Raw genomic sequence first — 23,463 nt, forward strand, 5'->3', positions numbered from 1 at the left:
GCATCGGCCCCACGGTTTTTCTCAGAATTTTTCGAAAGTGGGGGCACTCCGAGCAAGCCAGGATTCCACCGCAGACAGAAAATCTAAGCCGGGGGGGCTACTCCAAGCCATTACAGCCGCAGTGAAACTCAAAGCCATCAGCACACGCTGACCCACATCGGCGCCCGCTTGGCGACACCTACTTCCTGTGAAGGTGAAAATCCACCTATTCTCTTTGATTTCAACGAATTAGAGTCTCTCGACATGAGCCAGATACCTGCACCTGTAGTGGGAGCCGCTCTCCTCCTGGGAGCGGCCTACGCGTACGCGAAGCTCCGAAACACGACCCCTTCCCGAGCTAAACGTAAGCTCCGCAGTACGCAAAAGCGGATGGAGGCCCGGGGTTGCACACCAGGGATCTACCGGCTTGAGGGCAACGGCTTTCGTCGCTTTGGCCAGTCGGCGTGTATCGAAAAGAGGGCCCCACGCTCCGCAGCAGACAACGCTGACCTGCTCGGCCCGACACCCAAGTTGTATCTCGTCGAGCGTGAGTCAAATCTCCGCCGCCGCCTTGCCAAGGAGCGCAAACTGATTATTGAGGATAAAGCTCGTGCCGCTCACCTGAACTGCAATCGAGTGCTCTGGTGACACGCACTGGCCGCCTGCAATCCGACCACCATCATGGGTACGATCAGACGACAGGAGGAAAAAAGATGTCCCTGCGGTAGAGGGCATTTTTTGGTTGAGTTCAGCGAGAATGACTCCACCTGGGGACCTCACTGGGAACGCGAAGAAGTACTTCGTGCCTGCGCGGCATGCGGGAACAACAAGGTTCCCCAAGTGGATCCCGCAGCAGACAAGGCCGCAACTGAAAGAATCTTGAAGCAATTCCGAACAGTGCAGAAACGCAGGACACCGACCTCTTAATTAGGGGAAACAATGACCAGCTTTAGAGCCCACCTCGACTACGAAACGTCTAGCCGCGCAGGCATGCGGGACTGGTTTCAAGTTGTCTCAATTGTCGACGAGAATGACACCGACTACACCAAGCTCGTCGACCAGGGGAAGCACTACCTCAACCTTTCCAGTCTCAAGGAAGACTTCAGAGAAGCTCTCAAGAAAGACGGCCATTTGGACGAGCCCTTCGACATTGTAGAAGTATAGGATTTTCTCAAGCACATAGAACGTGCTCTTGCGGAGCCTGCCCCCACCTCGCACCAGACTTCCAGACGGGCAGACACCGCAGGCCATAGATTGCTCAAGGGCGCGATCAAATCGTGTGCTCGCCAGCGACGATGGCATCAAGGCTACTGTCCCTCATCGGCGAGAAACTCGCGCAGCTCGGCCAGCGCACGCGCGAGCATCCGGTCGACGCGACTCTTCGGCGCGCCCCATGCTTCCGCCACGGAGCGCACCGACTGCGCCGGGCGGTTGAGGCCGAACACGCGCGAGACGAGTTCTCGCTGCTCGGGAGACAACTGCCGCACGGCCTCGAACACGAGGGCTCGACGCTCAGCCGCCAGCAGCTCCGCCTCGGGCGTGTCCCCGTCCGACTCCAGGCACGACATCTCGCGGAGTGCGGATTCCAACTCGTCGACCCACGAGTCATCGGCCGAAGCACCGTCCGACAAGTGAGACGGCATGTCCATGCGGTGGACGCGGACGACGTTGCCTTCGTTGCTGTGGAGTGAACGCACGGTGCGACGCTTGTGCGCGCCGTCGCTCAGGTGAACGTCGGTGCCGTGCAAGCGCGCGTACTGCTCGCAAGCAGCCCGAGCCCGGAAGTAGGCAACTTGGCCGAACGACTGGCGCCCTCTCGCCGCGTCGTACTTCGACACCGCGCGAAGCATCGCCATTGCGGCAACTTGCGCGAGGTCATCAGGCGACAACGAGCCCGCGATGGGCAGCAGGGTCCCGACGATGCACCGGATGAGGGGCCTCACGGAGTCGAGCAGATCAGCGGACAACCGTCGCTCCAGCACCGCGTTGCCGCTCGCGCGGGCCGACAGGATGCGGGACACGAGTTCGGGTTGCCGGGCCGCCCGGAGGCCATACTCACTGTGTGAAACATGTTTTTTCGCACTTCCCTTGCGACACATTGCTGCGTGAGACATCGCCCCAACAGAAGCATGCCGCATGCCGACTACGAACGATTCACAGACAGTCTCAGCCACGGCGCCTCTACGCTCTCGCGGTTGGGCTGCGCGTCGACGCCCCATCGGCACGCAGTCGTTCCCCACGTAAATGCGTGTGGATTCCGCGAGCGGCTCATCGCGAGCACCCGACAGGGCGTCAGCCGAAACAGGGGCTAAAAGGGGCTCGCGTATATATCCCTAGGACATGCTCATCTCATATACGTACACATCCCCCTTATTCTTACTCCTACATCTTCTTTGGCTTAGGGAGTTATACAGAGGGGGTCTGCCTACTTGATGCTTGCCAGCGCGAACAAAAATTCGCCGCGTGAGCCACCGCCAGAATCCGCACGCATTTACCGGGGGTGACTACAACACACCAACTTTCCACGCCGCGCAGCCCCGATGCCGCCCCCCTCGCCCGCCACGGCGCCCCCGTGCGCGTCGCGCTCTACGAGAACGCCCAGGACATCGTCCCCAAGCGCGTCGACCTCTCCTGGCCCGACCTGTCAGCGAAACTCGTCACTCACCGTCGGAGTCAGTGCCCCACGTCGCTGTGCGTCCGTGGCTGCCCCGCCAAGAATGGCCCAGCCTGGAGCCCCGTGGACATCGTCGAGCGACGACGAACGGAGAATGTGCGCGCCGTCACCGTGGCCGTCTTCGACCTGGATCACCTGACGGCGGAGCAGCTCGCGTGCCTCGACGCCGTCGAGCGCCATGGACTCGCCTTCGCCGTCCACTCGACGCACAGCAACCACCCACCCGACGACTACTGCCTGCGGCTGGTAATGCCGCTGTCTCGGCCCGTCCTGCCCCGGGAATGGCCCTCCGTGCGGGAGGCCGCAATCCGCGTGCTCGGACTCCCCGCCGACCCGGCCACGAAGGACCTGGCGCGCATCTACTACCTGCCCGACGCGCCCATGGGTGCTGAGCCCTACGCGGCCAGTGGAGACGGAGCGCCCCTGGACGTCGACGCGCTGCTCGACGTGGCCCGTTCGGGGCTGCCCGCCCATGCCCAGCCGTCCGCGCCCGTTGGGGCGCCTGCCGACCTCTACGAGCTGAGGGCCCTCCTGCGGCGCATCCGGAAGCCCGAGCACGTCGCCATCATCCGCCGAGCCCTTGCTGGTGAGCCCCTGGCCCCCGTTGGCGGGCAAGACACGGCCCTGAACGCCCTCATGTCGTGCGCGGCCTTCGTCCTGCCGCTCAACACCCCCGAGTCGGCCGTCGTCGAGCTGTTCCGCGCGTCCTTCGCCGCCACGGACTGGCGAGAAGGGACGGAACACCTGTGCGAACAAGCCCTCTTGAAGCTGCGGCGTCACCGCGAGCGACGGAAGGCCCGTGACGCGGGACGCCTCGCGGAGAACGAAGCCATTTGGAAGTCGCTCGGCGGCAAGGCACCGGAGGCCCCCTCACCGGACGAACCCGGAAGGGAGGAAGACGCCCCCAACCCCGACGACTGGATGAGCAAGCTCGCGCTCGACCCGGGCAAGGACGGCACGAACAAGATTCGCAACAGCGAGGCGAACGTCTTCGCGGTGTTGCTCAACTCCCCCGAGTGGCGCGGCGTGCTTCGCTTCAACGAGAGTACCAAGCAGCTTGAGATTGAGGGCGGGCCGCTCGGAATCAATCCGGACCTGGAGACGCTCGACGTGCTCGTCGCCAACTGGATTCAGCAGAGCAGCTACGGCCACCTCGGCTTGCGGCCCAAGGCGCTGACCGTCTCGCAGCAGATTCTCGCCGTGGCGAGGCGCAACAGCTATGACCCCGTCGCCGAGTACTTGGGCGGACTCGTCTGGGACGGCACGCCGCGACTCGACGGCATGCTCGCCAACTACTTCGGCGCGCGGGGTGAGCCTAGATACCTGCGGGCCGTCGGCGCGAAGTTCGCCATCTCCGCTGTCGCGCGTGCCCTGCGCCCCGGTAGCAAGGTCGACACCGTCATGATTCTTGAAGGCCCCCAGGGACTTCGGAAGTCGACCGCGTTCCGCATCCTCGGAGGCCGCTACTTCACCGACGCGTACATCGACGTGACGAACAAGGACAGCGCGATGCTGGCCTCTCAGTATTGGCTCATCGAGCTGGCCGAGCTGACCACCTTCCGGAAGTCCGAAGACCAGGCCCTCAAGGCATTCATCACTAGGACGGAGGACACCTACCGGCCTCCCTACGGACGCACCAACGTGAAGTCCCCGCGTCGCTGCGTGTTCGTCGGCACCACGAACGAGGATGATTACCTGAGAGACCCGACGGGCCATCGGCGCTTCTGGCCGGTGAAGTGCAGCCACATCGACACCGAAGCCCTCGCGAGGGACAGGGACCAAATCTGGGCCGAGGCCGTCGTGCGCTTCCAACAAGGCGAGTCGTGGTGGCTCACGTCTGAAGAAGCGGCGGGAGCCGAGCAGCAAGCCGCCCTTCGCGCAGAGAACTACGGGGACAGCCGGAAGGAAGTCATCCTGCGTTGGCTTCTGGAGATGCCCGCCGACAAGCGCCCCAACGACGTGACGATTCTCCATGTCGGCGTCGAAGCATTCGCCCTTCACCCCGCCCAGGTTGACCCGCGCATCTCCCGAGAGATTGGGGCGGCCCTCAAGGCGCTGCACTTCACCCGTGGCCAGCGCCGGATGGGGGACGGGACTCGGCCGCTCGTCTACTACGTCCCGGACGAGCTGCGGAACGCGCCCATGGAGAAGCGGGGCGAGCGCTGAGAAGTCAGGTGTTCATAAGGCGCTGCACGGGTCTATCACAGCCTGTGCAGCGCAGCTTCAGAACGCTACATTTGAAGACCGAGGACTATTCCCAGCGGATGCGCTTGCGAGTGCCGTGGTTGGCACAGGCGCTGGTCGCCCAGGCTCCGCAATTGCCACATACCTGGAACGACTTGGCGAGATGATCATCACAGCAACGCACCGCGCAGATGCCGTATCCAACCGCTGGACATTTTTCGACAAGCTCCAGCGCACACCACTGCGCCTCTACTTCTCCAGAGGCGTCCTCTTGGCTATGCAAGTAGTTGCCTACCATCTCCTCCGCGACCTGCTCCGGCGTAGGCATAGTTCGGATAGTGGCAGGGTCCTCAGACTCCAGCATTGCTTGCTCTGGCGTGGGCGCATTCTTGATCGTGTCAGTGTCCTCCGCCCCCTCCATGGGTTGGCCGCAAGCGAACAGGGCAAGCGACAACATCGCAATGACAGAATTCTTCTTCATGCATCCCTCTCAGCTGGATATTGCAGGACCAGCACCTGACCCAATCATGGAAAACCCACTATCAAGCATTTCCAATCCCGACTCAACAGCGGCCATCGAAAAAAAATAGACAAAGCCATTGACGCACAGGGCCAATAACCACACTGTAGGCAGCTGCGGAAAAAGCATCTGTAACCGCACGCTTCTGAAAGTAGGCCAGAGCGCCTACAACATCAGACAGTTCAGAGTGCGTTCGATACCGAAAGCTCCTGACAATTATGTAGTAGCCGCTGAGCGTGTCAGGTGCTGAGCCACTCCCGAAAGCCGCACGCATTTAGGGAAGGTGACGCCTCCCGTCGATATCCCGAAGCATGGCCCCTCGGTAATTTCCGGGGTCATCCAGCGATTGAGCGTCTCGCAGCTCAAGCGCCACAAGCTGTGCCCGCGCGCATGGTTCTTTCAGAAGGTCATGCGCGTCCCCGAGCCCAGCACGGGAGCGCAACAGGTCGGCACCGAGGGACACGCCCAGCTTGAGCACTTCCTCTCGACGGGCGAAGACGTGCTGGGCACATTCGCCAGGGCAGGCGCCCATCTACTGCCCACGCCCGGCGCTGACTTGCTCGTCGAACAGCCCCTGAACGGCGAACCGCCACTGACGGCGGGCGGAGTCCCTTTCACAGGGTTCATCGACCTCGTAGACGCTCGGCGGCTCGCCTCTGACGGCGTCCTTCGCATCACCGACCACAAGTTCACCAGCAACGTCGCGACGAATGCCGCGAGTGCTGAGCAGCTCGCCGACGCCGACACCGAACCCGGCTTGCAGATGGTCGGCTATGGCGCGTGGGCACTCAGCCAGGTTGAGCGCTTCCCGGGGCTGCGCACGCTGGAGCTTGAACACCTCTACTACCAGACCCGGGGACAGCGCCTTGCCGCGTCCGTCGTCGCCACGGTGCCCGCCGAGCACGTCGCGCACGAGTGGAAGTCAAAGGTCGAGCCCCAGGTCGAAGCGATGAAGGAGCACGCGCAAGCCGCCCGAGCTTCCGACGTGCCCGCGAACTACGGCCCCGCCTGCGGCAAGTACGGCGGATGTCCGTTCATGGCGAAGTGCCTCACAGGAGAGAACAAGACGATGTCGCTGCGTGACAAGCTGCTCAACAAGGCTTCCGAGTCCGCCCCACTTACCGTCGCCGCGGTCGAGCGCGATGCCCCGGAGTTGCCCGCCGTTCTTCCCCCGGACGCCCCCACCCCTACGCCCGTACAGACGGCTCCAGAGGTCGCCCAGGCCACTGAGCAGCCCGCGCCGAAGCGTCGCGGTCGCCCTCGCAAGACGGCCGAGCCCGAGCAGCCCACCGACGCGGCCCCGTCGCCCGTGAGCGCGCTTCGGGTTCTCTTCGTCGACTGCATCCCGACGGCCTTCGACGGACCGACGCCCGAGTCGCTTACGAGCTACGTCGACACCATGCATCGCAAGGTGGCCGAAGCGGGCGGCGTCGACGATGTGCGCTTCGCGGACTCCGATTCGGCGCTCGGGTTCGGCAAGTGGCGCGGGGCGCTGGCCATGGCGGCGCGCGCCGAGCTGCCCGCACCCGGCAGCTACGTCGCGCTCGGGGTCGCCCAGTCGGAGCTGATGCAGGTCATCGTCGAGGCGCTCGAACCGGCGTTCGATGTGGTCGTTCGCGGCGTCCGATCGTGACAAAAATAGACCGTTGCCCCCAGCAAGTGCCGTGCGGATTTCTGCAAAGCATGGACATCAGAGCGTTGAGCTAAGACCCCGCAAGGCCGATCAGTGCGGCAGCAACATTCTTGATGGCGTCATATGCAGCATTCGTCGAAACACCGCCGATAAACTGGGACAATCCGTCTCGCGTCGTAAGCTTCTTAACCATGCTCTCGGCGAGGGCATCTGCGGCAAACGAGATATCCATCCCTTGCCGCCTGACCTCTGTCTCTATCCGCTCAAGCTGCGATGTGCTTTTTTCAATGAACCCAGCCACATCACCTTGCGACCTCACAAGCGCACTAACCTCCTCAACAAACATAATCACTTCTCGTGTCACCTGCCTACTCGGTGGCACAAGCAGCTTACGTGAGTAATCGCACTCCTTGGCCCTATTATGAATATCAACAACAAGACGTGACGTGCGTTGCCCGAGGCGATGACTCATTTGATGAGCTAGCCTTTCGCTGTCGCGCACTCCCCCTTCCCTTGCAATAAATACAGACAAAAACCGTCGAGCACGGACATTAAGCTCCTCCGGAAAGCACGATTTAGCGGCACCCCACAGGTCCGCAAAATCTGCCTGCCCGAGCTGTAGAGAATCACTACGGAGCCCATTAATGACTGTCCTGACCGTGTCCTCAAGGCTCGAAGCAAAGATGTCAACTGCCGCCGCCAGTTGACGCTCAACACTTGTCACCCCACTCCCTCCAAGGCTCTTTTGGATCTCCTCAATCGCCGTGAATGCTTCTCGTTCCTGCTCATCAAGAGCGATCTGGAGCCGCACCTTCACAAGTTCCAGGTAAGACATTCCATCCTCCCAAGCATCAGGCAAGCCTAGCAAGCCCTTGTCGAGAATGAAACTCCTCAGCCGTCTATCCCAAGGTGGGACAAGTGTTGCCGAGTGTCGTCCCTTCTCTGCGCCCACAGCTCTCGCGAAGCTCGCTGGCGACCGTTCGACTATCGCGAAGGGGCAGCCCGTGGGCTGGTCGCCAGACCTCGCACGGGTGCTCAGCCTTCCGCGCCGCGACCTCGCGAGCACATACGGCGCTGCCGACTTCGCCGCGCTGGAAGCCGCGCTGCGCGCCCCTGCCGACACGCGTTGCTCTTGCGGGGCGCTCGGGAAACGGTGCCCGTCCGCGTTGCTCCCCATCCAGCGCCTCGCCCTGCTGGAAGCGGCGCGCACGGGTGGCGGGCTCTTCCCCATCGGCGTGGGGCACGGGAAGACGCTGGTCGACCTCCTGTTGCCGCTCGTCGTGCCCGGGTGCAAGGTCGCCGTCCTACTCCTGCCGTCCAACCTCCGCGCCCAGCTCATCGAGGTCGACTGGCACTTCTACGGCGGGCACTGGCGTTTGCCCAACCTCGCGGGAGGCAGGTGGTTCCGCCCCGGCCTGCCCGTCCTCCACGTCATCACCTACGAGAAGTTTTCGACTCAGGAAGGCACCGACCTCCTGACGCGCATCCGGCCCGACCTCATCATCTGCGACGAAGCTCACAAGCTGAAGGACCGGAAGAGCGCCCGCACTGGCCGGTTCCTTCGCTACCTGGAGCTGAACCCCGAAACGCGTCTCGTGGCCCAGTCGGGCACGCTGGCGACGAGAACGGTCAAGGACTACGCCCACCTCGCGGAGTACGCGCTGCGTGACGGCAGCCCGCTCCCGTTGAAGCAGCACGTCGTCGAAGAGTGGGCGTCGGCGCTGGACCCCGGAACTACCGTCGCCCCTCCGGGAGCACTTCTTCAGCTCGTTGACCCGACGCACTCACTTGCTCCACTTGAAGGGGAGAACGAAGCCGACCGTGAGCGCCGACGCGTGCGTGACGCCTATCGTCGGTGGCGCAACGCAACGCCGGGTGTCGTGGCCACGGACGAAAGCGCCGTCGGCATGTCGCTCGTCATCCGCACGCGCGACCCTGGGCAGGTCCCCGACGAGTTGCTCGCCCACATTCAGACGGCACTCGGCGGACAGCGCCCCGACGGCGAAGAGTTCGTCGACGAGCTGCAACGCGTCGTCTGTGCGCGGCAGCTCGCGAGCGGCTTCTTCCACCGCTGGCGCTACCCCGACGTCCAGGGCGTTCCGCAGGCCCCCGAGCTGATCGTTCGGTGGTTCGCGCGTCGGCAGGAGTTCAACCGGGAGCTGCGCGAGCGCCTCAAGCGCCCCGCCGAGCATCTCGACTCACCCGGGCTGCTGATGCGCGCCGCGATTCGCGCCCACCAGTCCCCGCCCTACGAAGGGGAACTGCCGACCTGGCGCGCGATGTCGTGGCCCTCGTGGGCGGAGATTCACAAGCGCGTCGTCCACGTTACGGAAGCCGTGTGGCTCTCCGACTTCATTGTGCGTGACGCGGCGAATTGGGCACTGCGCAAGGGGCAGCCGGGAATCGTCTGGGTTGAGTTCCCGGAGCTTGGCCAGCGCATCGCGAAGGCGACAGGTTCGCCCTTTTACGGCGGCGGCCCAGAAGCGTCGGCGACCATCATCCGGGAGAGTGGAAAGCGGTCCATCGTCGCTTCGCTTCGTGCCCACGGAACCGGGAAGAACCTGACGATGTTCTCGCGGATGCTGTTCGTGAACCCACCGGCCGACGGCGCTGCGTGGGAACAGGCTATCGGCCGGTGCCACCGTCAGGGACAGCTCGCCGACGAGGTCGAGGTCGAGCTGTACCAGCACACCGCCGAGCTAGTCGGGGCCTTCCAGAAGGCCCGCGACTTCGCCCGATTCATCGAACAGACGGAAGGCACACCGCAGAAACTGAATTTCGCGGACTATCACTTCGCTGCCTCTTAAAGGCCCAAACCCAGCCCGCCTCGTTCTAGCCCCAAAGCCGCTCTTTCAGTTCCTTCACCAAACGGTCAACCGTCACTTGCTCACCGTTTTCGACAGGGTCCAACTTGTCCGGCGAGCCCTCGATCTCAACCGGACCAAGCGTGGACACTCCAGAAATACCCCCTACCAAAGCACGCTCTAAACACTCCTGCTTTTGGGGTTCGGCAACCCTTCCACAAAACTCTCAACTCCATCAGCAAAGAAATCAATCCACTGCTCCATATCATGACCCACAAATCGAGGAGGCCGGGAGAGCACGAACAACCGGAGGTCTTCTGTCAAGGGAGTCCCAGCTCGCCTCAAGATCTTGGCGATGTCTTTTTTGATTGCATACGGATCTTCTATTTTCGGAAACAGATCATACAGTGCCAAGATCGTAAACCTCGAGTCTGGATATCTACTCCGAAACAACAATGCCTCCCAAACGGCCGCCCCGAGAGAATTAAAACTAAGCCCCGTTTTGAGCTCCATGATCCATAACTTCTTCCGATAAACAAAGCTGACATCGGAATGCTTATTCCCTATCGGAGTCTTGACAGTTGCCGCATGAGTATCGGGAGTTATATTCCTGCTTCTCAGCGTCTCGATCAGAGCAGTCTGAAATGGGCTTGCCACCCCACTGCGATCTCCAGAGTTCGCATCGTTGCCCAGCCTCCTCCTTAGCTCTGACTCAAAAGACCTAAGAAAAAACTTCGAATCCTTCGGCAACTTGCGGAAGCGCGTTGAAGAAAGCATCTCTTCCAATCGCTCGTGCCAGAATTTCGTTTCACCCATCGATTGCGACCTCCCTTAACGAGCCCTGGAATCTACATAAAGCCCAACTTGGAACCCCTGCAGGCTTCGGTGTGCGGGTGCTATCTGCGCTTCGGCCAGTCGAGACAGAACTGTACCAGCACACCGACGAGCTTGCCGGGGCCTTCCAGAAGGCCCGCGACTTCGCCCGGTTCATCGAACAGACGGAGGGCACGCAACAGAGGCTGAACTTCGCGAATTACGACTAGCCGGAGCGTCGACGCAATCCGGACCGAATCAATCTCTGACGCACCGCAGAACGGCGCTCCGCCTTGGCCACGTCATCTCCTCTGGGCCCTCAGTCCTCAGTCCTATAAGATATAGAGAACCGAGGAACACAGAGCGAAGATGTCGTGGACAGAATTTTGAAGCTGGCCCTAAACAAGTACCCAACCGTGCCACACACGCTGCGGACAAACCCGAAAAACAATCAAGCAATAGATTCGCTGCCTGTCAATCTCGCCAATCTATTCCACCATTACTATCTCGACTCCCATGGAACGACTCCGCCCAATCCTGATCCCACACAGTTTGAGCACGTGCGTTTTTTGATGCCCACGCGGGACTTCCGCATCCTGGGCTCCGGGATTGGAACAGCATCTGGATTCAAGAGACATAGATCCACGGAACTCGGTCAAGCATTCTGTCGTTTATTTCTCCACGACCATTTCAATATTACGTATTTTGCGCATATGGAGCACGTCCTCGACCGCCAGCTTCACCGAGCCTTCGGCGGGTGCCGAATCGAGCGGGCACGTAGCGGTGACACGCCAGATTACTTCTGTGCAGAAAGTGCCAACCTCGTGTTCTTGGCTGAGGCAAAGGGCCGTTACGAGTCGATTTCGTTCAAGTCGAAGAAGTTCGCAGAATGGAGGAGTCAGTTCACACGAGTAACCTTCAAGGATGCGCAGGGATGGGCACGGAGAATTAAAGGACATATCGTGGCAGTTCGCTACGCCACAGAAGAGGACGGCCCCCGAATCAACTCCTCGATCTTTGCGGAGGATCCGGATTCACCAGGAGAGCGGCCTCTCGACGGAGACAGTGCTGGTGAGCTGGGCGCAGCAGTGATCGCCTCGCATTACAGTGGCATCGCCGCGAAGCTACGACAGCCGGTGTTGGCTGCCTCACTCGCAACCGGGCTGGCACTGCCCAGCGAACTCTCCATTCGAGTCTTCCCATGGCGGGTTGTTGCGGGGCCACTCGCGGGACGGCGATTTATCGGCGGCTTCTTCAGTTCCCCCGGAAGTGGGCCAAGAATCATTGAGACCCAGGAAGGGTTAGTGACGAGGTGGCCCCCGCCGTTTCAGCTTGACACCGGTGCGGCAACATTCTTCGGCGTAGAAGAAACAATCTTTCGACAGGTCGTTCAGATGGCGCGTACGGGGCTTCGCACAGCAGGCCAGCTTAACACCTTCGATGGATCAGGGATCTTCTTCAGTGGATTCAGCACGCTCCGCGACGGGAGTGCCCTGGGGCCGAGTGAGTTCTTCAACGTGGAGGAGCCATTGACCCTATGAATCGAGCGAAGCCGCGTCACAACTTGCTTCACCGAAAAAATTAGGCTCAAGCCTCCACTGTGGAGGACACACCGCAAAAGCAGTGCTTCGCAAGTGCGAATGGGGAGAGCATTGCCCCGGAAGCGTCTATGCTAGAATGCACCGTCTCGTCAGGATATACGACCTCTTCCGGAGGAGAGCTGTGAGCGGGAATTTCTGTTGCTTCTACTGTGGGAAGATGCGACCAAACTCGGCCCGCTCGAAAGAGCATATCATACCCGCCTGCCTGGGCGCGACTCTAAGCAAGACGGGAACACCTCACATCTGCAAAGACTGCAACACAAGAGCAGGCGAAGAAGTGGATTTGCCTTTCTGTCGAGATCGATTTATCGAATCAAAGCGATTCTTCCATGGCATCACGAACAGAGGAAGACGCCCAGTCTTCATGGTTGGACGCATCGAATGGACTCGACCAGAGCGCGTAGAACTCTACTATCTCGAACACAGGATCATTGCGTACAGATTCAGAACACAGACCAATGAATCATGCGTCATGTTTGGGAGCATCGGTCAGGTCGCAACACCAGAAGCAGAAGAAGTCATTCAGAAGTCTCTAAAGGAACGATTCTCTGGCCACAGAAGAACCAGCCTCAAACGAGCAGAGTCCGATGAAGAACGCGCATTGTTCCTCGCCATCCAGACACTAGGCCAAGAGAGTAGAATAAGGGCAAGCATTGACATCACCGCATGGGATCGCGCAATTGTAAAAATGGGGCTCGGGCTCGCATGTCTAGTCCTTAAAGAAGAGTACGCACAATCTCCACAGGCAGACAGGCTCCGCTCATTTCTCTGGGAGAACGATCCCGACAAGCGCAGCGAATCCCTGCTGCACGGTAGCGCTGGCATCCTGGCGCAAGACAAATACAAGACATCGCACCTAATCCTCCCAAGCCCGAACCTTCACGCATTCTGCCTCACCGACATCGGATCAGGGATCGCATTCACCGCAAGCCTTTTTGGTGAGTATGAGAACACTCTTGAGATTGATGCTGCCGGAACATTCTGCAATCGCCTCCCTGGCACACTGATGAGAGGCGTCGGATGGATTGTTGATCCGCAGAAAAAATAGACAATAGGCCCAGTGCCATTTGAGGACTTGGTTCGCCAAAGGGGCGAGGCGCGACGACTCGCCGCAGAAGAAGAGTTCGCAATGAAGCACCAAGTCCCCTTGGACGTGATCAAATCAGGCCATTGAACCGAGGTGGCCCTCTTGAGCCACTCCCGGAATCCGCACGCATTTACGTGGGGTCAGCGCATTTCGCCGCTGACGCAACCCAAGCCGAAGGGCCCACGTAACATGAACAACGCACTGACGAAGATTGCCACCGCGCAGGCTGCGGCTGGCGGACGCTACCCGCGCTTCGGTCGCTACCTGCTCGAAGTCGAGGTCATCCGCACGAAGGAGGGCTTCAAGGGCGACTCCGCCATCGCCGAGCTGAAGGTTCGCGAGTCCGAGCCCCTCGCCGGTGGCGAGACTCCGAGCCGACCGGGCGAGACGGTCGACTACGTCGAGAACCTGAGCGACCAGAAGAAGGGCGGCGGCGGGCGCTTCAAGTCCTTCCTGATGACGCTCGTGGGTGCCGACGAATACGAGTTCGCCAACCCGGCCGCGCTGAAGAAGTTCTTCGACGAGCGGCAGGCGGGTACTCACCTCCTGATTCGCTGCGAGGTCTTCCCGAAGCAGCTCCCCGCGAAGGAGGGCCATGCCGGGAAGGTCATCAGCGGCTATCGCTGGTCGCACGTCGAGCTGAACGACGAGCAGCTTGCCCAGGCTGAGCACGCGCGCAAGGCGAGCAAGCTCCCCGCGCTCACCGACGCCCTCGCCTGACACCGGGCGGCGACTGACGGCGCTCTTCCGTCGGCGGATGGCCCACGACACGGGCCACATTCCCTTTCCCAAAGGCATCCTTCGTGAGTGTCTGGTCCTTCGACACGGAAACGTGGCTGATTCAGCCCGGCTTGCTCGCGCCCCCTCTCGTGTGCAGCAGCATCGCGGCGGCAGCTCCAGGCAGTGAACGACTGCTCGACAAGGCCCAAGCCCGGCAGTTCTTTCGCGAGGCCATCACCTCACCTGACACGCACCTCGTTGGCGCAAACCTCGCCTACGACCTGGGCGTCATGGCGGCCGACGACCCGAGACTCGTCGCGCCCATCTTCGCGGCGCTCGAAGCCGGCCGCCTGCATTGCGTCCAGATTCGCGAAGCCCTTATCGACATCGCGCGGGGGCTCTACGGCGTGGACCCGTCGACAGGCCGGAAGCTCGACGATGACGAAGGCGCCCGCTACCCGCTCGCGCTTCTCGTGCAACGCCATCTCGGGCTCGACATCAGCGAGGACAAAAAGAACCCGAAGGCATGGCGCCTGCGCTACGCGGAACTCGACGGCGTCCCTGTCGAGAGCTGGCCGGCGGAAGCCGCTGCGTACCCGAAGCGAGATGCCCGCTACACGCTCGACGTCTTCTTCCGGCAGGAAGCCGTAGCGCGGGAGACACCCAACGGCGGAAACCTGCATGCCGAAGCCGAGCAGATGCGCGCCGCCTTCGCGCTCCACCTCGCTTCCATCTGGGGACTCCGAACGAACGGTGACTCGGCCGCCGTGCTGCGGGAGCGTGTGGAACGCGAGTGGGGAGACAACCGGGCCAAGTTCCAGGCGGCGGGCATCTACCGTGAGGATGGCACCAAAGACTCGAAGCGCCTCGCGGCGCTCGTGACTGCCGCCTATGACGGGCAGCCGCCCATTACCGCGCCCAGCGACCGATTCCCCGACGGCCAAGTCGCGACCGACCGTGACACGCTGCTCGGTTCGGGCGACGCGTTGCTTGAGGACCTGGGCAAGAGCGGACGCGTCGACAAGTACAAGTCGACTTACCTGGACGTCGTCGAAGCGGGCACCTCGCTCCCCATCAATCCGCGCTTCAACGTGCTCGTCAGCACCACGCGCGTTTCGAGCGACTACCAGCAGCTCCCGCAGAAGGGCGGCATTCGGGAGGTCCACGAGGCCCGTCCCGGCTTCGTCTACTGCTCGGTCGACTACAGCGGGCTTGAGCTTCGCACCATGGCTCAGCGGGCCATCTGGGAACTCGGCTTCTCGAAGATGGCCGAAGCGCTGAACAGCGGGCTCGACGTCCACACCCTTGCCGCCGCTGAGTTCCTCGGGGCCAGCTACGACGAGCTGCTTCCGAAGGTGAAGGCGAAAGAGCCCCTCGCGGTCGCCTTCCGTCAGCTCGCGAAGATTCTCAACTTCGGCAAGGGCGGTGGGATGACGGGCGGCTCGCTCGTCTACAACGCACGCGCGAAGGACCGGGTTTCCTTCTGCCTGCTGGCGAAGCGCGCAGACGTCTGCGGCATCGAGCGCGTCGTCATCACCGTGCAGCGCAAGCCGAAGATGGTCTGCCGGGCCTGCTTCGAAGTCGCCAAGGAACTGGACACGAAGTGGCTCAACGCGTGGCCTGAGCAGCGCGAGCTACAGCACCGGGCGAAGTCACGCACCTACGGGGCGGGGTCGCCGACGTGATGATTCCGGGGGCCAACATCCTGCGCGGCGGGTGCGGCTACACGCAGATTCTCAACACGCCGTTCCAGGGCCTCGGGGCCGTCGGGTGCAAGCTCGCCATGTGGCGCGTCAGCCGCGAGATGTACGTCGACCGTCGCTCGCCGCTCTACGGCTCCCGACTCGTCCTGATGGTGCATGACGAGCTGATTAGCGAGCTGCTCGCCAATGACACCCAGCGGATGCACGACGCCGCCGAGCGCAAGGCGTACCTGATGCGCGAGGCGATGAAGGAAACGACTCCCGACCTGGCACCGGCAATCGAAGCCGAGCCCGCGCTGTCCCGCATCATGTCGAAAGATGTCGCCACCGTACGCGACAGCTCCGGGCGGCTGCTCGTCTGGGAGCCACCAACAAAGCGCGCTGCCTGAACCACGGCCGAAATCCGCACCCATTTAGGGAGCACACGCACTCCCTAACAGGTGCAACGCATGGCCAAGACAACCGACGCGCTCGAACAGCTCCCGCCCGCTCTCTGCCCGTATCTCGACGCGGACCTCGACGACGCGGTCGCCTTCGATGTCGCCGACTTCCACGAGCTGCGCTTGCTGTCCGCGGTGGGAGGTGAAGCGACCTCCCGTCACCTCCTGGTGGCGGCCCGCTGATGTCGACGACTCGAAATCTACTGGTGGCGCTCGACCCCGGGCTTCGCGAGTGCGGCGTCGCGCTCTTCGACCTGGACTCGGGCGAGCTGCTCGCGGCGGGAATGCCCACGAATGCCGAGCGGAAAGCCCGTGGGCTCGCCGCATGGTCGCGCATGGCGGGAGGGGTCGCCGCGTTTGTTTCGTCGTTCCTTGAGCCTCTCAGGGCCGCTGGCGTGGTTGTTTCCGTCACCGTCGCGAGCGAATGCCCCCAGGTCTACACGGCCGGGAAGAGCAAGGGCGACCCGAACGACCTGATTGAACTTGCGGGCGTCGTCGGCCGGGTTGTCGGTGAGCTTAGCGCGACGAGTGAGCGCAGCTTCCTGCCCCGCGAGTGGAAGGGAACACTCGACGGTGATGTCATGGTCGAGCGCATCAAGGCGCGCCTCGGCGAGCGACCCCAGGAACATCTGCGGGTGCAGCTCCCGCGCGCCCAGGACAAGCACCACAACGTTTGGGATGCCGTCGGCATCGGCCTTTACGTCGTCGGCCGACTCGCGCCCCGGAAAGTTTTTCCGAGGTAGCCATGCCACATCATCCTACCGGTCCCGGGCTCGACGGTCCCGCAGTGACGATTGAACGCGCCGCCGAACTGCTTCACTGCAAGAGGACTCGTGTGTTCGAGCTACTTGCCGAGGGACGACTGCTGCGGGCGCCCAAGCTCGGAAAGAAGACGACAGTACGACTCGATTCGGCGCTCGCCTGCATCAAGGGCGAAGAGGACCACGCCGCATCTTCCCCTCGCCCGCGTCGACGACCTCAAGCCACGGACTTCTCGTTGGAGTCGTTCAAGTCTGCTGTCCGCGAAGCAATGGGGGGGTCCTCCGGGTGAACCAGCTTCAGGGGGAGCTGAATCATCGGAGGAACCAAAACGCGCTTGTAGAACGTTCGCGTCGTCTTCGTGCTCCGATGCCCCATCACGGCGGCCACCTCCTCCACCGGGAGTCCCTGCTTCGTTGGGCGCACTAGGACACCGTGGTCAGAGGCCCAGTTCGAAAAACTGTGCCGAATGGCGCCGGGCTCAATGACCTGAATCTTCTCCCTCTCTTCGGGCGCCGCGCACTTCTCACGAAGCCTGCTTGCGGCACGCTTGAGCATCACGAGCGCAGGAGCCCGGGTGAGTGGCCGCTTGCGAGCCTGGAGCCGAAGAGCTGCCGCAAATGCCTGGGCATCAAGACTGACGACGTGATCGTCGCCCCGCTTGTGGAGAAAAGTCACCGTCCCCTTGATCCCGCACGGGTCGTCGACCTCTTTCAAGAGGGCCTCACCTCTCGCCACGCGCGCAATCTCGGTGTCGTGCATGGCGGCCTTCGCACGCAAGCAGAGGGTATCCCGAAGAAGCTGACTCGAAACCTCCGCGTAGACGGCTTCAACCTCCGCCATGGAGTAGCCCTTCACCCGGACGCTCTTCTCGGGTTGGGCCTGCGGCACCTGGAGGTCCAACGTCGGATCATTGCTTCGGTGGAGCTTCCCTTCCTCGCGAAGCCATGAGGTGAACGACTTCAGGGCCACGATGCGATGGTGCTCGGCAGACTTCCAGCCCTTGAGCATCTTCTTCAGCTCCAAGAGCGACACCCCTCGCAGATCCTGCCCAGCTAGTGCCACGCCCCAGTGGGCGAGGTAGTTCCCGAGGATGTGCTTGACGTACTCCTCGGAGAGTCCCTCTTTGCGCGCACTCTCGATGAACTCCTTCTGAAGCTCTGGGGTCAAAATGACGGCATCGGATGCGGCCTTCTGGTCGGCATCGGCCTTGCGCCGGGAAGCCTGCTTCTTCGTCTGGTAGGCGGCGGGGTCCTCTTCGAAGCGTGCGAGTTGAGCCAATGCGGCCCGCTCAGAGTCGACGTCGAGGGCTATCGACTTCATCACTCCGAAGACCCGGCGCTCGATGACCCACACCTGCCGTCCTCGAGACTCCCGTACACGCCCACCAGCCCATCGCCCAACCCACCGTGCTCCCTTGATCGCCATCGCGTTCGCTCCTATCCAGGTGCGACCGCTGTTAGAGCGCTGTTATCTGTAGATTTCAAGCCCCTACTTTCACTCTAAATTAAACAGTCCTTTCAAGCCGGTAACACGGGTTCGAATCCCGTCGGGGACACTGAGAGCGGTAGTAGTTTCGCGGGTTTAGGTACGCACCGGAGCGCATACGAGTGCTCCGGTGCGTACCAGAATCTCGCCAAGTTCCCGCCAAGTTTCCGCCCCAGAGTTCATACCGCCCTAGAGTGATTCCTCCGCAGGTGCTCGCCCGCCTAGGACGGTGCTTGGGAGAGGATCTAATGCTGCGTTTCCCGTTGCTCGCGTTGCTTGTTCTCGGTGCCTGCTCTGCTCCCGGTGGCGTGGATGGGGTGGCTGGTGAGCGAGGCCCCACTGGATCTCCAGGGCCACAGGGCCCCGCTGGGCCTCCGGGGCCACCGGGGCCTGCAGGTCCGCCGGGAGCGCCAGGCGCGGGGGCGGGTGAACGGCTCATGTTCATCGACAGGGACGGGCGGGTCGTGAGCGATGGGCCCCTCTACCCGGTGCACATCGACGAGGCCGGGCGGGTATGGTCGTTGAACATGGAGACGGGGCAACCAGCGCCCGTCGACGGGGGACATTGGTACTTCGAAACGACGGACTGCACAGGGCCGGCGTACGTGCTGCCCCACATGCCGCGCCAGCCGTTCATGCTCCCGGGCGATGAAGGCGGCGTGAGGATTCGCCCAGACGACGAGTCTGCCGTTGAGCGTGACGTGCGCTCCGTCCAGGCACGCCAGACCGGCGGCGGCGTGAGCTGCAGCCCCTATGTTGCTGCCACGAGGATGGCCACTATCACCCTGCCCTCGCTTCAACCTGTCACCCCGCCTGTGCTCCCCTTCCGGGGACCGCTCCACATCGAGCGCCGGTAATCTCTTTACTCGCCCTGCTTTTTCGCCCACCTCTCCAGCACCTCAACCATGACCGCGTGCTCGGATGTACCGCGCTCGCGCGCGTGGACTCGAATGACGTCGGCCGCCTCGCGGCTCAGGCTCACACCTCCAATCGTCACGACCTCCCCAGCGGCGCGCTTGGGCCTAAGCGGGGCGAGTTCGTCGGGCTTCCCTCTCCGAGCATAGTGACCACGGCAGAGCCCAGACGCATGCACGGGCCGGTCACATCCAGGAGCTGAACAGGTTCCTTTCGGCATAGTCCGGCACCGTACCGCTCGCCCAGCCGAACGCCACGATTTGACACTTTTAATTGAAATTGCCATGGTGCCCGAGTCCACATCTTCCGCGTGGACCCAATTCGGGAGAGCCACCATGCACGCCAGAGCCACAGACGTTGTCCTCGATGAAGGGCGCGTGTTCGCCATGCCCGGCGACCGCGGCGACGTCCTTGACGCCGGCCAGGACGACGGCGTCCCGTGGGTGATGGTCCAGTTCCCCGACGCGCCCGAGGTGACGACGTGCATCCTCGGAGTCGAAGTAGAGTTCGGTGACGCCTGACTCCAGCACCCGCCACGAGTAGCGCCGTCAGTTGAACCACGCCCACGGGGGCCCAGTGCCGCAAGGTGCCGGGCCCTCTTTCGTTCCTGGCCCGGCTCGCGTCACTGGTGGCCGAGCACCACGAACATCACCTGGTGCGTGCCTGACGACACGTTCACCGGGTTGAAGCTGGTGTCGTAGACGGACAAGAGAAACGAGCTCGTGCCCATCGAATGAACGCCCACGGCGGGATTCTCCGCGATGCCGGCGGAGACGACCTTGTTCGCAGACACCGTGTAGAAATTGCTCGACAGGGCGCCCGCGAAGTTCACCTCGATCGCGGTCCCGCCGGCCGATCGGGGAGCGGGCTTATTCAGGCTTCAAATTGAAGCTGAGGACCCACCCCTTCCGCTTCGGCTTGATGGCCGTCTCCACCTCCTAGCGCACACCAACCTTGCCGAAGTCCTCATGCCCGACCACGACCACAGGCACACCGGGCTTCAACTCCGCAAGGATGTCCTCTTCGAGCCACTGGTTTGCCTTCCGTGACAGGCTGATGGTGTTCGAGAACTCAGAGGAAAGAACGAGCGTGGCGCGCGTCCCCTTGGCAAGCACCTCCACGGTCCGGAAGTAGTGCTCCTCGAAGCTGATTTTCGCCTGCCACGCGGAAAGCGGGACGGCCGGATCCGCTGCCCCCCACTGCCCGCCGGGAGCGAACTCGCCAAGCGCTGCGTCGGCGCCCATGTTCAATCGCTCCGACGCGTACGCGCCCACACTGACAGCTCCGAGCCTTACGGGTGCGCTCTCGTAAAAGTGCAGGAGCGCGTGCCGGACGTTCTGCTCAAGTTCCTCCCGCGTAAGCCCACGAGGCACGCGCTCCTGCACGACCAGGCGTGGAACCCCCGCAATGTCGGGGCGCTCCATGTTTATGAGTTCGTAGCGGGGAGTGAAGTCGGGCTTGCTCCCCAACACCTCCGCGCCTGTGGGTTGCTTCGCAAGTTCCTTCGGCTCGGGTGAACTGCAAGGGACAACGCAGCAGCCATCAACCCCATGAGTACCCCACCCTTTCGAGCAGGAAGCTACTGGCATACAGCCTAGTGATTCAACCGCTCCTCAGACCGGTGAGCGTCAAGGTAGTTGTCGCGTGAGAGGGTTCAGCCGATGCGCTTCATCTCCTGTACTGCCGGGGTGAGGCTCACTCCGGCGCGGGCTGCCGACGCACGCCGCATCCGATTGAGTGGCTCACCGACAACGGACCTCCCTACACTGCCCTCGAGACGCGCGAATTCGGGGCCAGCCTGAGACTGCTCATCCGCACCACGCCGGCCTACTCCCCCGAGCGCAATGGCATGGCGGAGTCCTTCGTGAAGAGCCTCAAGCGCGACTACGTGTCCCTGGCCCGACGGGACAGCGCCGAGGCGGTCCTCCAGCAGCTCCCCGCCTGGTTTCACGACTACAACACCGTGCACCCTCACAAGGCGCTGAAGATGCGCTCCTTGAGAGAGTTTCGACTCACCGATTCACCCCACTGACCATGTCCGATTTGACGGGGGCAACTCCAGACTCAGCTTCGGACGTTCGGCTGGTGCGCGCGAGCCGTCTCATGGCATCGACGCATCACAGTAGCCGCCTCTGCATTTACCAAACAGGAGTGGAAACGGAGGGGCTGTAAGGTGATGCTTATGGCAGGGAGAGCCCTCGGCAAGACGGACGCCGACCCTTCTCTGAACCGTCTTGATAGTAGGCTCACAATCAACCACGCACAGCTCCTGATCGAGTGTGTTGGGGTCTACCTTGGGAATGTAGTTGTTTCCACATGCCGCCTTCGCAGCCCGCTTCCACTCCTCCCTGATGGGTGGGCCTTGCGCGATAGCAGGGAAGGCGAGGGCAAGGAACAAACTGGCGAGCAGCAATCGTTTCTGACTCATCGACATGACGCTATCCTATCGGCAGCTCGCCGACGAAGTTGAGGTCGAGCGATATCAGCACACCGACGAACTTGTCGGGGCCTTCCAGAAGGCCCGCGACTTCGCCCGCTTCATCGAGCAGACAGACGGCACGCCGCAGAAGCTATGCCTTGCAAGCCATGATTGGGCGGCGACCTAAACCAACCTTTACCGATTCGACGCAATCGTCGACACTGGAAGCTTGGCGATGTCGACTTTGCTGTAGCCCTGAGGAGCCTTGACCGATAGGTTCGCCGACTTGTCCGCAGCGTTCAGTGGCACAAACTGACAGTTGCCAGGAGTGCACGTAAACAAATTATTGTTGTCGGGAAGCTGAAATAGCTTGACAAGCTGAGCATTGTCTGCAACGTCATCCAGTGGATTCCCGTTGCCATTCCCCAAGAGCCCATCAACCCCTTGGGTTCTAATGAAGAGGGAAGCCACAGCAGCTACATTGAGATAATTACCTGACTGCGGACTGTTCGTGCTGATATCGATATAGGAGGCGGGGTCGGTCTTCGGAAACACCCGATAACTGCTTGGGTTTACCGTGGACCTGAACACCACAAGCGAACTTGCATTGGAGGAGCCTCTTGTAACGACCAGCTTGTTCCCCTGAAGGACAAAGTGCATCAGCGATTCTCCATGTGCGATGGCAACACCATAAATGCTCCCAACGCCAGGGGCGCCGACCTGCGGTTTTTGGGCGACTTGAACTTGGAGTCGTCCTGACTTCAGAAGCGAAAACACCCCAGAAGGCACAAAGTCGAACCACTTGCCATCAATGGTCTTGAGATGAGCGGCAAATGCAAAGTTTGGCACTACAGTAGCTAAAAGAGCCAACAGCAGCGCTAGCGAGGTGGTTTGGAGGGAACTCCTCAACCGCGACAATCCGGCTCTAGGTGCATGAGGCATAGAAGAGGCCGAAGTCATGGCGTAGCAGGAGGCACGTCGGGGCATCACGTCATTGGGGTTCTGATTCGTCGACACCATGCGAAATCCTTCCGTCTTGGAGCAGGAGAAGCAGTCCTGACGCCGCCACAGTGCAGGAGTCGCGCCATCCTGGTCCCGTCGGAATTTAGAGAGGAGGTCTCATGGCGTGTCTGCGTTGACGCGTCACTCGTAGAATTTGACGCGTCAACCGGCCTCGCGACACGGGAACGTCCCAGTGTCCATAGCCGAGCCTCTCCCAGAATCCGCACGCATTTACGTGGGGTCAGCGCACTTCCTCGCTGACGCAACCCAAGCCGAAGGGCCCACGTAACATGAACAATGCACTGACGAAGATTGCCACCGCGCAGGCTGCGGCTGGCGGACGCCATCCGCGCTTCGGTCGCTACCTGCTCGAAGTCGAGGTCATCCGCACGAAGGAGGGCTTCATCAGCGGCCATCGCTGGTCGCACGTCGAGCTGAACGACGAGCAACCCTCCCAGGCTGAGCATGCGCACAAGGCGAGCAAGCTCCCCGCGCTCGCCGACGCCCGCGCGTGACACCGGGCGGCGACTGATGGCGCTCTTCCGTCCGCGGACGGCCTACGACTGCATACTGGTGCGTATGGGCGCGCAGGGAGAACCCCTCCAGGAATGCCGGGCGCGCAGGCGCCCACACGATTCGTCAGGGGCGGAACGCGCGCTTCAGTGATAGGCCATGCTGCCATGTCCGGCGACTCACCTGTCCCCACCCCCGGCGGCTTGCCC

The 23,463-nt window shown here is 62.0% G+C and carries 23 protein-coding genes and 1 pseudogene; 15 read left to right on the forward strand and 9 right to left on the reverse strand.

Annotation, left to right across the window (positions count from 1 at the left end):
• Positions 1 to 993 precede the first annotated feature (993 nt).
• Together FMP39_RS22025 and FMP39_RS22030 are read right to left on the reverse strand one after the other, a co-directional pair.
• Positions 994 to 1,281 carry a hypothetical protein gene (locus FMP39_RS22025; protein WP_141592251.1) on the reverse strand — a complete coding sequence of 96 codons (288 nt, stop codon included), beginning with the start codon at positions 1,279 to 1,281 and terminating at the stop codon, positions 994 to 996.
• 5 nt (positions 1,282 to 1,286) lie between these two features.
• Positions 1,287 to 2,000, reverse strand: a complete 714-nt coding sequence (locus tag FMP39_RS22030) for a sigma-70 family RNA polymerase sigma factor (RefSeq protein ID WP_141592252.1) — start codon at positions 1,998 to 2,000, stop codon at positions 1,287 to 1,289.
• Positions 2,001 to 2,551: 551 nt separating this feature from the next.
• Here FMP39_RS22030 and FMP39_RS22035 point away from each other — a divergent pair.
• Positions 2,552 to 4,819 carry a virulence-associated E family protein gene (locus tag FMP39_RS22035; protein ID WP_141592253.1) on the forward strand — a complete coding sequence of 756 codons (2,268 nt, stop codon included), beginning with the start codon at positions 2,552 to 2,554 and terminating at the stop codon, positions 4,817 to 4,819.
• Positions 4,820 to 4,904: 85 nt separating this feature from the next.
• Here the strand turns inward: FMP39_RS22035 and FMP39_RS22040 are convergent, their stop codons facing one another.
• Positions 4,905 to 5,318 carry a hypothetical protein gene (locus FMP39_RS22040; protein WP_141592254.1) on the reverse strand — a complete coding sequence of 138 codons (414 nt, stop codon included), beginning with the start codon at positions 5,316 to 5,318 and terminating at the stop codon, positions 4,905 to 4,907.
• 322 nt (positions 5,319 to 5,640) lie between these two features.
• Between FMP39_RS22040 and FMP39_RS22045 the strand changes: the two genes are divergently transcribed.
• On the forward strand, positions 5,641 to 6,990 hold the full coding sequence (locus FMP39_RS22045) for a PD-(D/E)XK nuclease family protein (protein WP_141592255.1): 1,350 nt from the start codon (positions 5,641 to 5,643) through the stop codon (positions 6,988 to 6,990).
• A gap of 70 nt (positions 6,991 to 7,060) precedes the next feature.
• Here FMP39_RS22045 and FMP39_RS22050 read toward each other — a convergent pair whose 3' ends face one another.
• Positions 7,061 to 7,825 (reverse strand): hypothetical protein, encoded by a 765-nt coding sequence (locus tag FMP39_RS22050; RefSeq protein WP_141592256.1) that lies wholly within the window; start codon positions 7,823 to 7,825, stop codon positions 7,061 to 7,063.
• A gap of 46 nt (positions 7,826 to 7,871) precedes the next feature.
• Here FMP39_RS22050 and FMP39_RS22055 point away from each other — a divergent pair, with 46 nt between their 5' ends.
• On the forward strand, positions 7,872 to 9,797 hold the full coding sequence (locus tag FMP39_RS22055) for a DEAD/DEAH box helicase (RefSeq protein WP_141592257.1): 1,926 nt from the start codon (positions 7,872 to 7,874) through the stop codon (positions 9,795 to 9,797).
• A gap of 177 nt (positions 9,798 to 9,974) precedes the next feature.
• Here FMP39_RS22055 and FMP39_RS22060 read toward each other — a convergent pair whose 3' ends face one another.
• On the reverse strand, positions 9,975 to 10,610 hold the full coding sequence (locus FMP39_RS22060; protein ID WP_141592258.1) for a hypothetical protein: 636 nt from the start codon (positions 10,608 to 10,610) through the stop codon (positions 9,975 to 9,977).
• 71 nt (positions 10,611 to 10,681) lie between these two features.
• Here FMP39_RS22060 and FMP39_RS22065 point away from each other — a divergent pair, with 71 nt between their 5' ends.
• From FMP39_RS22065 to FMP39_RS22095, 8 genes are all read left to right on the forward strand, one after another.
• The gene (locus FMP39_RS22065) at positions 10,682 to 10,837 is read left to right on the forward strand and encodes a hypothetical protein (RefSeq protein ID WP_153904241.1); all 156 of its coding nucleotides are present in this window, start codon (positions 10,682 to 10,684) and stop codon (positions 10,835 to 10,837) included.
• Between the two features lie 144 nt (positions 10,838 to 10,981).
• A complete protein-coding gene (locus FMP39_RS22070; protein ID WP_194858512.1) occupies positions 10,982 to 12,148 on the forward strand; it encodes a hypothetical protein in 1,167 nt (388 codons plus the stop codon).
• 136 nt (positions 12,149 to 12,284) lie between these two features.
• Positions 12,285 to 13,256 carry an HNH endonuclease gene (locus tag FMP39_RS22075; protein WP_141592260.1) on the forward strand — a complete coding sequence of 324 codons (972 nt, stop codon included), beginning with the start codon at positions 12,285 to 12,287 and terminating at the stop codon, positions 13,254 to 13,256.
• 228 nt (positions 13,257 to 13,484) lie between these two features.
• The gene (locus FMP39_RS22080; protein WP_141592261.1) at positions 13,485 to 14,015 is read left to right on the forward strand and encodes a hypothetical protein; all 531 of its coding nucleotides are present in this window, start codon (positions 13,485 to 13,487) and stop codon (positions 14,013 to 14,015) included.
• An 83-nt stretch (positions 14,016 to 14,098) separates the two neighbouring features.
• Positions 14,099 to 15,700, forward strand: coding sequence for a DNA polymerase (locus FMP39_RS22085; protein WP_228558214.1), 1,602 nt, complete (start codon positions 14,099 to 14,101; stop codon positions 15,698 to 15,700).
• Complete coding sequence (locus FMP39_RS38090) at positions 15,697 to 16,107, forward strand: DNA polymerase (RefSeq protein ID WP_228558215.1); 411 nt, start codon at positions 15,697 to 15,699, stop codon at positions 16,105 to 16,107. Before FMP39_RS22085 ends, FMP39_RS38090 begins: the two co-directional genes overlap by 4 nt.
• 60 nt (positions 16,108 to 16,167) lie before the next feature.
• Positions 16,168 to 16,341, forward strand: coding sequence for a hypothetical protein (locus tag FMP39_RS22090; RefSeq protein WP_194858513.1), 174 nt, complete (start codon positions 16,168 to 16,170; stop codon positions 16,339 to 16,341).
• A complete protein-coding gene (locus FMP39_RS22095; protein ID WP_141592263.1) occupies positions 16,341 to 16,901 on the forward strand; it encodes a hypothetical protein in 561 nt (186 codons plus the stop codon). Before FMP39_RS22090 ends, FMP39_RS22095 begins: the two co-directional genes overlap by 1 nt.
• Positions 16,902 to 17,136: 235 nt before the next feature.
• Here the strand turns inward: FMP39_RS22095 and FMP39_RS22100 are convergent, their stop codons facing one another.
• On the reverse strand, positions 17,137 to 18,273 hold the full coding sequence (locus FMP39_RS22100) for a site-specific integrase (RefSeq protein ID WP_141592264.1): 1,137 nt from the start codon (positions 18,271 to 18,273) through the stop codon (positions 17,137 to 17,139).
• Between the two features lie 1,382 nt (positions 18,274 to 19,655).
• On the opposite strand from FMP39_RS22100, the gene FMP39_RS22105 reads away from it, so the two are divergent.
• On the forward strand, positions 19,656 to 19,841 hold the full coding sequence (locus tag FMP39_RS22105) for a hypothetical protein (RefSeq protein ID WP_141592266.1): 186 nt from the start codon (positions 19,656 to 19,658) through the stop codon (positions 19,839 to 19,841).
• A 101-nt stretch (positions 19,842 to 19,942) separates the two neighbouring features.
• Here FMP39_RS22105 and FMP39_RS22110 read toward each other — a convergent pair whose 3' ends face one another.
• Both FMP39_RS22110 and FMP39_RS22115 read right to left on the reverse strand, forming a co-directional pair.
• Entirely contained in the window at positions 19,943 to 20,152 is a 210-nt protein-coding gene (locus FMP39_RS22110) for a hypothetical protein (protein ID WP_141592267.1), read from the reverse strand.
• A 106-nt stretch (positions 20,153 to 20,258) separates the two neighbouring features.
• Positions 20,259 to 20,744, reverse strand: a complete 486-nt coding sequence (locus FMP39_RS22115; protein WP_141592268.1) for a hypothetical protein — start codon at positions 20,742 to 20,744, stop codon at positions 20,259 to 20,261.
• Positions 20,745 to 21,049: 305 nt separating this feature from the next.
• On the opposite strand from FMP39_RS22115, the pseudogene FMP39_RS38095 reads away from it, so the two are divergent.
• Both FMP39_RS38095 and FMP39_RS37520 read left to right on the forward strand, forming a co-directional pair.
• A pseudogene (locus tag FMP39_RS38095) lies at positions 21,050 to 21,352 on the forward strand (integrase core domain-containing protein); the annotation flags it as partial.
• Positions 21,353 to 21,752: 400 nt separating this feature from the next.
• Positions 21,753 to 21,926, forward strand: coding sequence for a hypothetical protein (locus tag FMP39_RS37520; protein ID WP_194858516.1), 174 nt, complete (start codon positions 21,753 to 21,755; stop codon positions 21,924 to 21,926).
• Positions 21,927 to 21,934: 8 nt separating this feature from the next.
• On the opposite strand, the gene FMP39_RS22125 is transcribed toward FMP39_RS37520, so the two are convergent.
• Complete coding sequence (locus FMP39_RS22125; RefSeq protein ID WP_141592270.1) at positions 21,935 to 22,759, reverse strand: hypothetical protein; 825 nt, start codon at positions 22,757 to 22,759, stop codon at positions 21,935 to 21,937.
• Positions 22,760 to 23,031: 272 nt separating this feature from the next.
• Here FMP39_RS22125 and FMP39_RS22130 point away from each other — a divergent pair, with 272 nt between their 5' ends.
• A complete protein-coding gene (locus FMP39_RS22130; RefSeq protein WP_141592271.1) occupies positions 23,032 to 23,256 on the forward strand; it encodes a hypothetical protein in 225 nt (74 codons plus the stop codon).
• The last annotated feature ends 207 nt before the right edge of the window (positions 23,257 to 23,463 follow it).

Source organism: Myxococcus sp. AB056 (assembly GCF_006547365.1).
Taxonomy (GTDB): domain Bacteria; phylum Myxococcota; class Myxococcia; order Myxococcales; family Myxococcaceae; genus Myxococcus; species Myxococcus virescens.

Excerpts from the sequence above, each read along its gene's own strand:
- FMP39_RS22095 (WP_141592263.1), top strand. The coding sequence starts at position 16,341 with ATGTCGACGACTCGAAATCTACTGGTGGCGCTCGACCCCGGGCTTCGC.
- FMP39_RS22115 (WP_141592268.1), bottom strand. The coding sequence starts at position 20,744 with ATGGAGCGCCCCGACATTGCGGGGGTTCCACGCCTGGTCGTGCAGGAG.
- FMP39_RS22060 (WP_141592258.1), bottom strand. The coding sequence starts at position 10,610 with ATGGGTGAAACGAAATTCTGGCACGAGCGATTGGAAGAGATGCTTTCT.
- FMP39_RS22075 (WP_141592260.1), top strand. The coding sequence starts at position 12,285 with ATGCACCGTCTCGTCAGGATATACGACCTCTTCCGGAGGAGAGCTGTG.
- FMP39_RS22080 (WP_141592261.1), top strand. The coding sequence starts at position 13,485 with ATGAACAACGCACTGACGAAGATTGCCACCGCGCAGGCTGCGGCTGGC.
- FMP39_RS22130 (WP_141592271.1), top strand. The coding sequence starts at position 23,032 with ATGAACAATGCACTGACGAAGATTGCCACCGCGCAGGCTGCGGCTGGC.
- FMP39_RS22025 (WP_141592251.1), bottom strand. The coding sequence starts at position 1,281 with ATGCCATCGTCGCTGGCGAGCACACGATTTGATCGCGCCCTTGAGCAA.
- FMP39_RS22090 (WP_194858513.1), top strand. The coding sequence starts at position 16,168 with ATGGCCAAGACAACCGACGCGCTCGAACAGCTCCCGCCCGCTCTCTGC.
- FMP39_RS37520 (WP_194858516.1), top strand. The coding sequence starts at position 21,753 with ATGACGCTATCCTATCGGCAGCTCGCCGACGAAGTTGAGGTCGAGCGA.
- FMP39_RS22055 (WP_141592257.1), top strand. The coding sequence starts at position 7,872 with ATGAAACTCCTCAGCCGTCTATCCCAAGGTGGGACAAGTGTTGCCGAG.
- FMP39_RS22050 (WP_141592256.1), bottom strand. The coding sequence starts at position 7,825 with ATGTCTTACCTGGAACTTGTGAAGGTGCGGCTCCAGATCGCTCTTGAT.
- FMP39_RS22125 (WP_141592270.1), bottom strand. The coding sequence starts at position 22,759 with ATGGTGTCGACGAATCAGAACCCCAATGACGTGATGCCCCGACGTGCC.
- FMP39_RS22040 (WP_141592254.1), bottom strand. The coding sequence starts at position 5,318 with ATGAAGAAGAATTCTGTCATTGCGATGTTGTCGCTTGCCCTGTTCGCT.
- FMP39_RS22105 (WP_141592266.1), top strand. The coding sequence starts at position 19,656 with ATGCACGCCAGAGCCACAGACGTTGTCCTCGATGAAGGGCGCGTGTTC.